This is a genomic window from Xenococcus sp. PCC 7305 (genome assembly GCF_000332055.1).
Lineage (GTDB): Bacteria > Cyanobacteriota > Cyanobacteriia > Cyanobacteriales > Xenococcaceae > Xenococcus.
In genome coordinates this window covers 1-13,443 of the sequence record NZ_ALVZ01000168.1, presented here as the reverse complement: position 1 = coordinate 13,443, position 13,443 = coordinate 1, and the positions used below count along the sequence as shown (strand labels likewise).

The window sequence follows — 13,443 nt, the reverse complement described above, 5'->3', positions numbered from 1 at the left end:
ACAAGATTTGTCGTAGCAGTGGGTGTAGATTATGAAAAAAATTTTAGTAACTGGTGCTAGAGGTCAAGTTGGCAGCGATCTGGTAATAGCTTTGCGCCAACGATCTGGAGTGAATCAAGTCATTGAGACTGGTCGTCGGAAAATTTCAGATATAGGCGAGCAACCAATCCCTTATCAAGTACTAGATGTTACTGACAATAAACGCCTTGAGGAAGTCATCGAACACTATCAGGTCGGCACTATCTATCATTTAGCAGGAATTCTCTCTGCCCAGGGAGAGAGTCATCCTGATGACTGCTGGAAGGTGAATCTGGAGGGACTCAGAAATGTCTTAGAAGCAGCTAAATCTTACCAAATAAAAGTTTTCTGGCCTAGTTCGATCGCAGTATTTGGCGCGAACACTCCCAAAATTAAGACACCTCAAACGACAATTAAAGAACCCTCCACCATCTATGGGATTACTAAGGCAACGGGGGAATTGCTCTGTCAATATTATGCTCATCGGTTTGGTGTTGATGTTCGAAGCCTTCGTTTACCAGGCATTATTAGTTACAATGCCCCTCCTGGAGGCGGGACGACGGATTTTGCGGTGGAAATATTTACCGAAGCGATTAAGAACAATAGCTATGTTTGTTTTCTACGCCCTGAAACTCGTCTGCCCATGATGTATATGCCTGATACGATCAAAGCAATTCTGAAGCTCATGGAGGCAGATCCCGCCTTAATTTCAGTTCGCTCCAGCTACAATCTGGCGGCAATTAGCTTCTCCGTCGCGGAACTGGTAGCGGAAATTCAAAAGCATCTTCCTAATTTTACTTGTTACTATCAACCTGATTTTCGTCAGGCGATCGCTGATTCTTGGCCTACGGTCATCGATGATACTAAAGCCCGTAATGATTGGGGCTGGCAACCTAGCTACGACTTACCTGCCATTGTCGCTGATATGTTTGCTCATCTTTTAGATCCTCAATTCAAAAGTTTTGATGACAAATATCCTAAGGTCTTGGCGCAAAGCGCCCCCACAAAAATGATGTATAGTACTACGCATTTTTGTTAGGACGTTTTTTTGTTTCCTGTTCCCCGTTCCCTTTCCCCAAAGTCTACATACCCTAACTATTTTTTGTAGTACCATATCGCTCCCAATTATTGTTGGAGATTTAACTTATGTTTGCCACAGCCACCAATGTTTTGCAATCTACTCTCGATAAGATACGCCAGTCTGGATTGTACAAAGAGGAACGGATTTTGATGTCTCCCCAAAATGCCGCGATCGCAATTCAAGAGGGTCAAGAAGTCCTCAATTTCTGTGCTAATAACTATTTAGGGCTAGCAAATCACCCCGAAGTAATTGCCGCTGCCCAAGAAGGTTTGAGTAAATATGGTTTTGGCCTGTCTTCAGTGCGTTTTATTTGCGGTACCCAAACTATTCATAAGGAATTAGAAGCAAAAATTTCCGCATTTCTGGGGACGGAAGACACCATTTTATATAGTTCCTGTTTCGATGCGAATGGCGGATTATTTGAAACCTTGCTCGATGCCGACTCTGTCGTATTGAGTGATGCCCTCAACCATGCCAGCATCATTGATGGTATTCGCCTATGTAAAGCTCAAAGATATCGTTTTGCTCACAATGACCTAGATGAATTAGAGCAGGCATTGCAAAAAACCCAATCAGCTAAGCTTCGTCTGATCGCGACAGATGGTGTTTTTAGTATGGATGGTGAGATTGCCCAATTGAGTCAAATATGCGCTCTTGCTGATCGCTACGATGCCTTAGTAATGGTAGATGATAGTCATGGCACTGGTATTTTGGGGGCGACAGGGGGCGGTTCTATCGAGCATTGCGGGGTAAGGGGACGAGTTGATATTATTACCAGCACCCTAGGGAAAGCTCTGGGAGGGGCCACCGGCGGTTTTACGAGTGGACGCCAAGAGATTATTGATTTATTGAGACAGCGATCGCGACCCTATTTATTTTCCAACTCTGTCGCACCAGTTGTGGTTTATACGAGTTTAAAAGTTTTGGACTTGTTAAACAAAACTAGAGAGTTACGAGATAATCTGCTGGAAAATACGCGTTATTTTCGCCAAAACATGAGCGCTCATGGCTTCAAAATTAAACCTGGGATTCATCCCATCGTGCCAATTATGCTCTATGACGCGCAATTAGCTCAAGATATGGCTAGGGATTTATTAGCTGAGGGGATCTATGCGATCGGTTTTAGTTATCCCATAGTGCCTCTAGGACAAGCTCGGATACGTATTCAGATTTCCGCCGCTCATACTCACGAACATCTAGACCAGTGCATTGATGCCTTTGCCCGGGTCGGCCAAAAGTATCGAGTTATCTAAATTAGGAGTATGGGAAGAATATGACAATGGCAAAACAATTATCACTCGAACAGTTAGTTACCTGCGGGGTAGAAAGAGCAAACGCCATGGCAATGCTACCCCTGATTAATCAGTGCCTGGCTTCCCTCTCGCCTGTGGATTGTTGGCAGTGTTTGACCAAAAAAGTTCTGAAACCTCAGTATCCCTTTGCTTTAGATGAATTTCTTTATCAGACTGTCTTTGCTGACTGGGATTTTAGCCAAGGCGAGCCGCCAGTTTGGCTTCCTGCTGCGGAACAGATTAAGACAACTAATATCTCTGCTTTGATGAAAGAGCTAGAAATCTCTTCTTACCTAGAACTTCATTGCTGGTCGTTACAAAATCGGGCTGAGTTTTGGGAGATCATGATTCAACGACTGAATATTTATTTGCATCAGAAATACAGGCATATTCTTGATCTTGACCAGGGAATCGAATCCCCTCAATGGTTGGTTGGGGCCAAACTTAATATTGTTGCCAGTTGTTTTCAAGCTCCGAAAAATGATTCTGCGATTATCTGGCAAAGGGAAGGAGGCCCCTTATGCCATCTCACCTATGGTGAACTTGAGGATTTAACTAATCGAGTTGCCAATGGTTTACGGGATGTTGGGTTGACTCCTGGAGACTCCATTGAGATCGCGATGCCGATGACTGCTGAATCTGTAGCTATTTACTTAGGTATTATTAAAGCTGGTTGCGTGGTGGTATCGATCGCCGATAGTTTAGCTGCCGAAGAAATTGCCATCCGTCTCCAGTTATCTAGAGCAAAAGCAATCTTTACCCAAGACTATATCCTGCGTGCTGGTAAAAACCTGCCTTTGTATAGCAAGGTTGTCGATGCTGCTGCACCTCAGGCGATTGTGCTGCCTAATGATTGTTATCTAACAGTTAAACTTCGTAATCAAGATTTACCTTGGGCTGAGTTTCTCAGTCCCCTTGAGCAGTTCGAGGCTGTGGTTACCGGGCCTGAGGCCCATACTAATATTCTGTTCTCTTCGGGCACCACAGGAGAACCGAAGGCAATCCCTTGGACTCAGACCACTCCTCTTAAATGTGCAATAGATGGCCATCTCCATCATGATATTCATCCTAGAGAGATTATTGCATGGCCGACAAACCTGGGCTGGATGATGGGGCCTTGGTTAATCTATGCTAGTCTGATCAACAGAGCAACTATAGCGTTATACTACGGAGCACCAACAGGAAGAGCATTTGGTCAGTTTGTTCAAGATGCACAAGTTACCATGTTGGGCGTTGTGCCTAGTTTAGTCAATACATGGAAAACAACTTCCTGTATGCAAGGATTAGATTGGAGTGGGATTAAAGCATTCAGTTCTACAGGAGAATGTTCTGCGCCCCAGGAGATGCTTTTTCTCATGTCCTTAGCTGGATATAAACCTATTATTGAATACTGTGGCGGAACTGAAATTGGTGGGGGATATCTGACTGGAACATTAGTACAACCTTGTGCTCCTGCAACCTTTACGACTCCTGCTTTGGGTCTAGATTTAGTTATTGTTGACGAAAATGGTCATGCTGCAAATAAAGGGGAAGCGTTTATCATTCCTCCGGCGATCGGACTTTCTACTGAATTGTTAAATAAAGATCATCACGAGGTATATTTCGCTAATACTCCCTCTATGCTCCCATCTCTCCCACTGCGCCGTCATGGTGATCAGATTGAACATCTTCCTAACTCCTACTACCGCGCTCATGGTCGTACTGACGACACCATGAACTTGAATGGTATCAAGGTGAGTTCGGTTGAAATTGAACAGGTACTCAATACTGTTGCCGGAGTCCAGGAAACTGCTGCGATCGCTGTTTCCCCGTCTCAAGGAGGGCCTAAACAACTTGTCATCTACCTAGTCGTCAAGCCGAATGTTCAAGTAGATAAAGCTTTGTTGATGAATTCTCTGCAAATGGCAATTAAACAACATCTCAATCCTTTGTTTAAGATTAGTGACCTTGCGATCGTTGAAGGATTGCCGCGCACCGCTTCTAATAAAGTCATGCGCCGAGTGCTGCGTGATCAGTATTTAAAACGTAAACTTCAGCCAGATGACCGATGAATTAATACCTGAGAAAAGCTAATAATCAATAAGGAGTTATGAATTTTTTGATGTGAGAAGTGCCCAAGCAACTTTTATAAAAGTTAGAGGCAAAAAAATGGGCTATTACGACTTTAATGATCACTTTTGGTCTCCCAATGAGGCTTGTAAACAGAGACCAGAAGAAGAACAATTATCTATCATCGACAAGCTACATAGTTGGTTAGGAAGTCTTAGACACAGCAACATAAAAAGCTCTGAGTCAGAAAATGAGCTGAACTTGCCAAAATCAAGTCAAGTTAAAAGGTAAATCGCCTTCCTCCTTCTGCCTTCGTTTGACCCATTTCCTGCCCAACTTACTGAATGGTCTTGAAGTTAACTCATAGCAGCGCGACTACGGTCATAGACATCACTAAAATCATTGGGAGTTTTACCTTGGATTTGGTTGTGATATTGGGAATCGACATTAACACCGATTTCAGCGGAAGTGCGCATCAACATTGATTTCTCACGGTTCACAACCGATTGATGATGGCGCATCATTAAGGAACGAGCTTGTGTTTTGATAGACATATTATATTCCTCCAACGCATCTCTTTACCATTAATATATCATAAATTCTGTAACAAATAATACTTTTTGAGAGGAAATAACAATATTTTAAAGTTTAAAGGGTGAGGAACAAGAAAAAGTCAAATGCGCTACACGCAAAGGATTAGGGAGAGTAGCCCCTTCGGGGCTTGATCAAGCGACATTTACTTCTCTTTTGCCATGACAATCTTCTTGGCTAAACCCAAGAGCTGGAGTATTTGGATTGCCCACCAAGTTACATCAATCTCCCACCATCGCTGTCCTGCCTTAGCCACACGGGGATGGGCGTGATGATTGTTGTGCCACCCCTCTCCATAGGTTAAAATAGCTGCCCACCAAAGATTGCGAGAACCATCTTCAGCTGGAAAGTTCCGATATCCCCAGCGATGAGTAGCAGAATTAATTAACCAAGTACTGTGCCATAGTAAGACTGCTCTGAGGAAAATACCATAGATGACAAAAGACCAGCCACCTAGACCATATAATAGTAACCCCAACAAAACCTGTAGCAGTATAAAGTTACGGTTCAACCAACGATAATAAGGATGTCGATCTAAATCTGGAGCAAACTTTTTATAGGATTCGTAGTCAAAAAATGGCTCCCTTGGGTAACATAGCCAAAGCATATGGCTCCACCAAAATCCTCGCCTAGCAGAATAGGGATCTTGCTCTTCATCTTCAGTATGAGCATGGTGCAGGCGATGACCTGAGACCCAAAAGATTGGTCCTCCTTGAAGAGCTAGAGATCCAATAGTTGCCAGAATATATTCTAGCCATTGCGGGACTTGGAAACTGCGATGAGTTAAAAGTCGATGATATCCCAAGCAGATCCCAATACTCCCAAATAACCAGTGGAGTAAGATCATCACACCCAAAGCTGACCAAGAAAAGAACCAAGGGGCTAAGAGTGCTAAGGCGTGAATAGCTGCGAACCAAGCCACATTTGTACGTGATAGGGTAAGAACTGGCTTTCCCTCAGTGGCAGTTAATTGCTGTGTCATTATTTCGTCCTTAAAAATACTTTTATTTAACCTCTACGGGTTTGTGGGTTTTCCATCTACCTCTCTCTATCTGCCTTCAGCTGACCTCTTAGTCTGCCAAGTTTTTGATAAGTCAGTTATAATCTAACGGAAATATGCAAGTGCTACTTACATTTAACAGTGTAGCAAGTATTTATAGCTTATGCAAGTGCTACTTACATTGTAATTTATGCCTTTACCCAAAAAATCAACTAAAACACGTCTAATTAAAGCCGCTCTGGATTTATTTGCCGAAAGAGGAGTCACCGAAACAACAACTAAGGCAGTTGCCGAGCGGGCTCAAGTAAATGAGGTTACTTTATTTCGTCATTTTGGCAATAAACACGGCTTACTTTTAGCAGTAATGGAAGATTCTGCGGTATTTGCCAAATTGGGACAAGCTCTACTAGAACAGGCAGACCCAAAAGTTAGTGTCTCTCAGGCTTTAAAAGATTATGCCGAGATAAGTTTACAAGCTTTAGATCGTGTTCCTAAATTAGTACGCTCTGTGGTCGGGGAAGCAGGTCAATATCCTTTAGAAAATCGTCTGGCATTGGGGCAGGGATTGACTCAAGCTAATAATCATGTTGCCAAACATTTAGCTGAGGTAATAGCTGGGGTCGGATGGCAAAGTCGTTTTCCCACAGAAAAATTAGCCAGTTTCCTAAATAGTCTTTTATTAGGTTATTTCATTATTAAATCAACCAGTGAAGGAGACGAACTCTGGGAAGGACAAGATGATTTTTTAGAAAGCTTGGTGGAGTTATTTTTGCACGGTGCTATTGAGCCGCCTATGGAAACAAATGCGATTCCTAGAAAGAAAATTGTTCTAGATCAAGTTGTCGATCTCCCTGCCAATTTAGTGCGAGATATTCTTCAAAGAGCTAAAAAACTAGGGCGACAGGATTATGCTTTGGCTTATCTGTTGTTTGGCGCAGGTTTATCGGTAAAAGAAATTGTTAATCTAAAGCGATCGCATTTAATCACTGAACATAATCAACATCTTTTGCAAATTGATTCAGATACTAAAAGGCAAGTGCTTCTCAATAAATGGATTATGGGATTTCGTTATGGTTCTTCTAGTAGTAATCCTGCAACTCAGTGGCTTAAAAGCCGTAAAGATAACCAGCCGGAAATGTTTATCACTCAGGAGGAAAAATCTATGTCAGAGCAGGAACTATTGGCTTCATGGCAAGTTTTAACCGAGGGATTTGTTCTTCCTAATGGTCAAACCCCGACAATAGAGCAAGCTAGACAGACTTGGTGTGTGGAAATGCTCATGAAAGGAATCAAGTTAGAGGATTTAGGGATATTGAGCGGTCTAGCAGTCGAGGAATTACAACCCTATGCACAAAGAGCAAGAGAAAAACTAGCAATAGAACAAGCAGGTCTTCTCGACCAAAAAAAATCAAAATCATCGTAAACTGCCGAAAGAAAGCAATCTCAATCCTGGTAATTGGTCAAAACTATCCATCTTTAATTGCGAGACCTTCGGTAGTCGCGCTTCGCGCTTCGCAATTGACAACGCATCGAAAAATGCGATCGCATAAGGCGAGGAACTACGCGGTCTCGACAAAGCGAGGCGCTAAGAGATAGAGCTAAGAAAAGTACTGTGCAATCTCACCTTATAATGCATCGTAAATTCAAAAGTGATCGCTTTTTATGTTTTATGGTAGATCGCTTCTCCATTTTCAAGCAAGCTCTAACTTTTTTAGTTTGCTGATTTCCTGATAGCGATCGCTTTGTCTAGTGTGCCACATGTCATGGTTAATCTGCATTTGTAGCCAAGATTCGGCGGAACCACCTAATACTCTTTCTAACCTACATGCCATTTCCACACTAACTGAGCTTTTGCCTGCGACTAAACGCGAAAAAGTTGGAGCTGAGACTCCTAATGCTTCGGCAACTGCTCTCAGGCTCATCCCAGATTCATTTATATATAGCTCTTTTATTACTTCTCCAGGATGCATGGGGTTAAACATTTCCATTAATGATAATCCTCATAATCAAGTACATATACATCTCCATTCCGAAACTCAAATGTTAATCGCCAGTTGCCAGATACTGATTTTGCAAACGATCTTTAGATTGTCCTTTCAATTGATGCAGATTAAATCCTGGGCGATTGAGATCATCTTTGCGGACTGCTGATTCTAGAATAGTTAGCTGTAATCGCAGCCGTTTGTCATGCTTAGATTGTATTCCTGATGTATTTCCAGTTTTATGAAATTTGCTTAAGCCTTTATGCTTAATGCTTTTAATCATGTATCAAAGAGTTGGGCAATAAATATATTATAAGTTGATACGCAACACACATCAAACTGTTTATCCTTGCTTTTAGAACCTTTAGTACTAATTATTTAAAAATCTGTAATTATTCTGGCTTTTCTCAGGAGAAAATTCATTACAGTTTCTTCTCTAGTAATAATATCGGCTCGACCTTCCATACCCAAATGAAGAGTACATTGGTTATCATCTTGCCCCAAAACTAGATTTTCTGGCTCAATAGTAACTTCATAGAAAGCTCCCTGTGCCCCATCTATAGTTCCATTAGTTGGGGCTAATGCACCATTGGTGTTAGGAAGGATCACATCAGAAGAAATCGCTTGAACTTGACCTTTAAGAGTTCCGTAATCAGGATAGGGACAAGCTGATACTCGCATTTGTACATCTTGACCATTGGCTAATTTTCCAATATCTTTAGGTGAGACTTGGGCTTTAACTTCCAAAGAAGCATTACTCGGGACAATTTGGGCTATTTTCTCTCCTAAATGTACTGTTTGGCTAGAATTGCGGAGCGAAAGTTGCGAAATAATGCCGTCAACTGTAGCTTTGATTTTAGTCTGAGCAAGTTCACTGTCTAATTGTTGTAATTCTTGGCGATCATTTTCTAATTGTTTATTGATTTCAATGCGCTGCTGAATTAAGACTTCTCGTTCTTTGTTTAAAGTCGCCAGAGTTGCTTGACCACTGGCTTGTTCTTGAGCAATATTCGATTCTGCGATCGCAATTTCGGCTCTGCTAGGATCTAAATAAGCTTGAACTCGTTTCAATCTTGCTCTAGCTGCTACAACATTTTCTTGGTGTTGTTTAATGGTCTCTTCTTGCATCACAATAGTAGCTTCTTGGGCTGCTATTGCCTCACTTTGCTGTTGAACTTCTAGTTTTGCTTCTTCTAATTGATCTAATGACAAAGCTCCTTGATCGGCAACGGTTTGATAACGTTCATATCTAGATTGTGCTGATAAATAAGAGGCTTGTAGTGATCTTAATTTAGCTTGAGTTGATTCGAGTTCTGCCTTAGCTTTTTGTAGATCTCTATTAGCCATTTTGACTTCAGCTAAAGCTTCTTCTACTTCAGCAGTGGTTGTAATTTGTTTATCTTGATGTTCACGGCGACGGCGTTCTAGTTCAATTTTTGCTGAGGTAATAGCACGCTGAATAAGATTTTCTTCGGCTTGAATCTGACTATTGAGAGCTGTAATCTGAGCATTAGTTTGGACTAATTGCTCCTGTGCTTGGCGGAGATTATTTTCCAGTTGATTTTTTTTTGTTTGCAGACGAGAATCCTCAATTGTGGCGATCAAATCTCCTTGTTTGACTGTTTGGTTCTCTTTAACAAGAATATCGAGGATTTGCCCTTCGGTAGCAGCTTGGACAATTCGCAATTTTCCTGCAGGGCGGAGACTAGCTTGTGCTTTAACGGTTTCTTTGTATTTAGCGACAGAAGCCAAAGGAAATGCTAGTCCGACAGTTGTAAGAATAAATATTCCCCCAAAAATTATCCAACGACCAATCGGTGGTAAGAATTCATTGTCGTTAACTGGAGGTAAAAAGCTGGGGTTGGAGTTACTTAACATTTTTATAGTAAGAAATGATTTATGAAACTAATGTTATGTGGTTAAACTGTAGAATTAAGACTGATCTCTTCTTTCAATAAGAGGTAATTGTCCATTGTTCATTGTCAATTTTTGAAATCAGCTGTCTTTCTGTGACTATTAGTTGAAGAATTAATCTGAGAAGAACAGCTAGAAGATTGGGTGAACCAACTATTACTTGTACTTAATGAGACAATATTATCGAGAAAGTCTAAATGAGCTCCAGCTTGGGAACTTAAATCTTGAGGAGTTCCCTGAATTTTGAGTTGACCTTTTTCGAGCATAATAATCCAATCGGCTCGCTGAATCACTTTCGGACGATGACTAATCAGAATCGTGGTTTTTCCCTGTCGCGTCTCTAGCAATTGAGTTAAGACTTGGGCTTCACTTACGGGATCGAGAGCACCAGTAGATTCATCTAAAATCAGAATTGGTGGGTTAGTAACAATTGCTCTAGCGATGGCTAATCTTTGTTTTTGTCCACCAGAGAGATTGGCACCAAATTCTCCGAGTACGGTTTGATATTTATCGGGTAGAGCGCTGATAAATTCGTCAGCACCTGCTATCTGACAAGCTTGAACAATCTGCTCAAAGGTAACGTCGGGATAGCTAAAGCGGAAATTTTCTAGAATTGAGCGACTCCAAAAATGGGGTTCTTGAGGTACTAAGACTACCTGTTGACGAAGACATTCTAAAGAGAGATCCTGCTGATTATAAACGTCGTAGCGAATATTGCCCGATTGAGAAGAATATAAACCGGCAAGCAGTTTGGCTAAAGTACTTTTCCCACAACCAGATTGACCAATCAATGCTGTCACTTTACCTCCAGGAATGGTGACTGAGAAATTTTGCAGCAGGTTCACTCTCCCGGCATGATGAAAATTAAGCTCAGAACAAGTAATATCTGTCTCGCCAGGTATTTGAACCCAAGGCTTTTGAAAATCTTTTTCGTCCTCGGGAGTCGCATCAATTACTTCCGTTAAACGTTGAATAACTACTTGGGCGGTAATAAATTCATCAGCTAAACCGATTGCTGCTCCCAAGAAGCCGATAAAATTACCACTCATGCCGTTATAAGCGATTAATTGACCAATCGTTAACTTGCCATCAATGACTAGATAACTTCCTAACCATAATACGGCAATCGAAATAAAAGTTGATAAGATACCTGTGATAGTGCTGCCATATAATCCTAACTTCATCCTTTGCCAACCTAAATTAGCTAGGCGACCATAATTGCCTTGATATTCTTGCCAAGCTTGAGGGGTTGCTTGAGTAGTCTTTAGTACCTGAACTCCTCGAAAGGTTTCTACCAAAAATCCTTGATTTTCGGTACCTGAAACGATCAGGCTGCGAGTTTTGCGGCGTAGTGCTGGTAGAAATAGTAGATTGACCACAGTAACCAGAACAAAAGCCCCAATCGAAGCCAAAGTAAGTTTCCAACTATAGAAAATCATTAACCCTAAAGAAATTACCGCAATAAAGAATTGACTGGGTAAGCCTAAAACTATTTGGGAAACTAGGGTATTGATAGAATTGACATCGGCAATCCGACTGACTACTTCGCCACTGCGTCGTCCCTCGAAATAGGATAATGGTAAATGTAGCAGTTTGCGACCGTATTCGAGGATCAGTCCCAATTGTAATTTTTGACCAAAATGACCAATCAGATGGGACTGGACTAAACTAACGCCACTTCTAAACAGATTCATGGCAATGACACCAATAGCGACAGTGGTTAGTAATTGGGTGTCTCCTCTAACTAAGACATCATCGGTTAGTAATTGCATCATCAAGGGAGATGCTAGAGAAAGCAGACCAATCGCGAAATTAATCACAATAGCTAAGGCTAAAATATGACGGTAGGGCCAAACTCGCTGAATATAGCGACCAAAACCACCAACCTTATCGTTTTCTTGCTCATAAAAACGACTGTCATCTGGTGTTAGGAGCAACATAATTCCGTTTCCCCAACCAGCAACTAATTCTCTACGAGTTAGATAGCGAATTCCCACGGCTGGGTCAGCAATGACATATTTTTTTCTTTTCTTCCCGTATAAAACGACCCAATGATATCCTTTCCAATGGATGATCGCGGGTAAAGGTGCTTCACTAAGGTGATCGAGCAATTCAGATGTTGCTTTAACTTGACGGGCATTAAATCCTAGAGCCTCAGCCCCTCTGTTCAATCCTAATAATGTCGTCCCTCTAGCACCTGTACCAACAAACTCCCGAACTCGGCTGATAGCAAAAATGCGTCCGTGATGTTTGGCAATCGTAGCGATACAGGCTGCTCCGCAGTCTTCTTCAGAATGTTGTAAAACAGTTTGGTATTTCATCTTGAGAGTTAAATATAAGGTATGAAAAGGGGTTGAGGCTTTTGGGTAACTCTATAGTTTCTATATAAAAACTGTAGAGTTGGAATTTGCTGATTAACCTATGTCATAAAGTTCAATATCGTATGGATTGCCCAAGGTTGTATTGTTATCTTGGAATTCATAGATTCCTCCATTGGCTAGATTATATGTTTGGTAACTTTCTGTGTCTGAGCGACCATCTAGATCAAATTCAATGGTTCCTCCACTGTAGGCAGTCCATACCCATTCTTCCCCTGGTTGGTGTGTCCATGATGTACCATCCACTGTGTATCCAACATTGTAATTTGTGTTATTTCTGATAGTGAACACTTCATAGCCACCACTAACTGTTTCGGCTTTGGCATCATTTAACTCAATGAAAAGGTTTTGATTACCAGAAGTGTTTGCGAAAATTTTATTGTTATTAGACATGATTTTTCTCTTTGTTTATAAATTTAAATTTCTTGAAAACAAGCTTTGAGAAAGCTTGCAAATCATCAAAGCGATAGCATAAAACATTAAAGATAACCTTTTTACTCTTGCTTTTTTAGTTATTAGGACCTAGCTTTGCTGTTTATGCATCTATCTAGATAAATTTTTTTAGTTTCGTTTTTTCGCAGTTTGGCTCAAAAAAAAACCCAGGTCATAACCTCAACTTATATATGCAAAATAGATGCAAAAAGTGATCACAATTTAGCAGATGATTCTTCCTAAATTGCGATCACTCACTTTATATGGATTCAAGCTTCATCTGATTATCAACGACAGAGGAGAATTGCTAGCCTTGAAACTCACTCCTGGGAACGTAGATGACCGAAAGCCAGTGCCAGAGATGACTGAGGGAATTTTCGGGAAGTTATTTGGCGACCGCGGTTATATTTCTCAACCTGAGTTCGACAAGATGAAACCAAGACCATACGCGATCGCTAAAAAATAAATTGCGCTCAGCAAAGCTTGGCGCTTTGTGCGTCATGAGATTTAAAATGGATTAGGCTCTATCTTCTAGCTGCTGAATCAGGGTTAAAAAACAGTAGGAGGGAGAGCCGATAAAGCTTTGGGCTCTAGATCAAGAGAAGGTTTCTGCGGGAAATAAGAGTAAGCTACTAATCCAGCCAGAAGATTCACCAGAAAATTCCAGATACTCCTGTGTCTTGAATGCTCTATTTGAGAAATATTT

General features: G+C 41.3%; 10 protein-coding genes and 3 pseudogenes. 5 read left to right on the top strand and 8 right to left on the bottom strand.

The window, feature by feature from the left end; all coding sequences use genetic code 11:
- Positions 1-31 precede the first annotated feature (31 nt).
- The 3 genes from XEN7305_RS11525 to XEN7305_RS11515 all read left to right on the top strand — a co-directional run bounded on the left by XEN7305_RS11525 (position 32) and on the right by XEN7305_RS11515 (position 4,442).
- Complete coding sequence (locus XEN7305_RS11525; RefSeq protein ID WP_006509598.1) at positions 32-1,057, top strand: NAD-dependent epimerase/dehydratase family protein; 1,026 nt, start codon at positions 32-34, stop codon at positions 1,055-1,057.
- A 107-nt stretch (positions 1,058-1,164) separates the two neighbouring features.
- Complete coding sequence (gene kbl, locus XEN7305_RS11520) at positions 1,165-2,352, top strand: glycine C-acetyltransferase (protein WP_006509597.1); 1,188 nt, start codon at positions 1,165-1,167, stop codon at positions 2,350-2,352.
- A 26-nt stretch (positions 2,353-2,378) separates the two neighbouring features.
- Positions 2,379-4,442 carry an AMP-binding protein gene (locus XEN7305_RS11515; protein WP_040897556.1) on the top strand — a complete coding sequence of 688 codons (2,064 nt, stop codon included), beginning with the start codon at positions 2,379-2,381 and terminating at the stop codon, positions 4,440-4,442.
- Between the two features lie 354 nt (positions 4,443-4,796).
- Here the strand turns inward: XEN7305_RS11515 and XEN7305_RS11505 are convergent, their stop codons facing one another.
- On the bottom strand, positions 4,797-4,994 hold the full coding sequence (locus tag XEN7305_RS11505) for a hypothetical protein (RefSeq protein WP_006509594.1): 198 nt from the start codon (positions 4,992-4,994) through the stop codon (positions 4,797-4,799).
- Positions 4,995-5,176: 182 nt separating this feature from the next.
- Entirely contained in the window at positions 5,177-6,013 is an 837-nt protein-coding gene (locus XEN7305_RS11500; RefSeq protein ID WP_006509593.1) for a fatty acid desaturase, read from the bottom strand.
- A 208-nt stretch (positions 6,014-6,221) separates the two neighbouring features.
- Between XEN7305_RS11500 and XEN7305_RS11495 the strand changes: the two genes are divergently transcribed.
- The gene (locus XEN7305_RS11495) at positions 6,222-7,454 is read left to right on the top strand and encodes a TetR/AcrR family transcriptional regulator (RefSeq protein WP_006509592.1); all 1,233 of its coding nucleotides are present in this window, start codon (positions 6,222-6,224) and stop codon (positions 7,452-7,454) included.
- A 268-nt stretch (positions 7,455-7,722) separates the two neighbouring features.
- On the opposite strand, the gene XEN7305_RS11490 is transcribed toward XEN7305_RS11495, so the two are convergent.
- The 5 genes and pseudogenes from XEN7305_RS11490 to XEN7305_RS11470 all read right to left on the bottom strand — a co-directional run bounded on the left by XEN7305_RS11490 (position 7,723) and on the right by XEN7305_RS11470 (position 12,698).
- On the bottom strand, positions 7,723-8,019 hold the full coding sequence (locus XEN7305_RS11490; RefSeq protein ID WP_006509591.1) for a HigA family addiction module antitoxin: 297 nt from the start codon (positions 8,017-8,019) through the stop codon (positions 7,723-7,725).
- A pseudogene (locus tag XEN7305_RS11485) lies at positions 8,019-8,296 on the bottom strand (type II toxin-antitoxin system RelE/ParE family toxin). The gene XEN7305_RS11490 and the pseudogene XEN7305_RS11485 overlap by 1 nt, the downstream one beginning before the upstream one ends.
- A 95-nt stretch (positions 8,297-8,391) precedes the next feature.
- On the bottom strand, positions 8,392-9,891 hold the full coding sequence (locus tag XEN7305_RS11480) for an HlyD family efflux transporter periplasmic adaptor subunit (RefSeq protein ID WP_006509589.1): 1,500 nt from the start codon (positions 9,889-9,891) through the stop codon (positions 8,392-8,394).
- 104 nt (positions 9,892-9,995) lie between these two features.
- Positions 9,996-12,248: a peptidase domain-containing ABC transporter gene (locus XEN7305_RS11475; protein WP_006509588.1), complete on the bottom strand. Its 2,253-nt coding sequence runs from the start codon at positions 12,246-12,248 to the stop codon at positions 9,996-9,998.
- A 93-nt stretch (positions 12,249-12,341) separates the two neighbouring features.
- Positions 12,342-12,698, bottom strand: coding sequence for a hypothetical protein (locus XEN7305_RS11470; RefSeq protein ID WP_006509587.1), 357 nt, complete (start codon positions 12,696-12,698; stop codon positions 12,342-12,344).
- Between the two features lie 301 nt (positions 12,699-12,999).
- Here XEN7305_RS11470 and XEN7305_RS11465 point away from each other — a divergent pair.
- Positions 13,000-13,164 (top strand): annotated as a pseudogene (locus XEN7305_RS11465) (transposase); the annotation flags it as partial.
- 122 nt (positions 13,165-13,286) lie between these two features.
- Here XEN7305_RS11465 and XEN7305_RS11460 read toward each other — a convergent pair.
- Positions 13,287-13,443, bottom strand: a pseudogene (locus XEN7305_RS11460) (IS982 family transposase); the annotation flags it as partial.

Coding starts and splice junctions, on each gene's coding strand:
- XEN7305_RS11505 (WP_006509594.1), bottom strand. CDS start 4,994: ATGTCTATCAAAACACAAGCTCGTTCCTTAATGATGCGCCATCATCAA.
- XEN7305_RS11495 (WP_006509592.1), top strand. CDS start 6,222: ATGCCTTTACCCAAAAAATCAACTAAAACACGTCTAATTAAAGCCGCT.
- XEN7305_RS11480 (WP_006509589.1), bottom strand. CDS start 9,891: ATGTTAAGTAACTCCAACCCCAGCTTTTTACCTCCAGTTAACGACAAT.
- XEN7305_RS11515 (WP_040897556.1), top strand. CDS start 2,379: ATGGCAAAACAATTATCACTCGAACAGTTAGTTACCTGCGGGGTAGAA.
- XEN7305_RS11470 (WP_006509587.1), bottom strand. CDS start 12,698: ATGTCTAATAACAATAAAATTTTCGCAAACACTTCTGGTAATCAAAAC.
- XEN7305_RS11475 (WP_006509588.1), bottom strand. CDS start 12,248: ATGAAATACCAAACTGTTTTACAACATTCTGAAGAAGACTGCGGAGCA.
- XEN7305_RS11500 (WP_006509593.1), bottom strand. CDS start 6,013: ATGACACAGCAATTAACTGCCACTGAGGGAAAGCCAGTTCTTACCCTA.
- XEN7305_RS11525 (WP_006509598.1), top strand. CDS start 32: ATGAAAAAAATTTTAGTAACTGGTGCTAGAGGTCAAGTTGGCAGCGAT.
- XEN7305_RS11490 (WP_006509591.1), bottom strand. CDS start 8,019: ATGGAAATGTTTAACCCCATGCATCCTGGAGAAGTAATAAAAGAGCTA.
- kbl (WP_006509597.1), top strand. CDS start 1,165: ATGTTTGCCACAGCCACCAATGTTTTGCAATCTACTCTCGATAAGATA.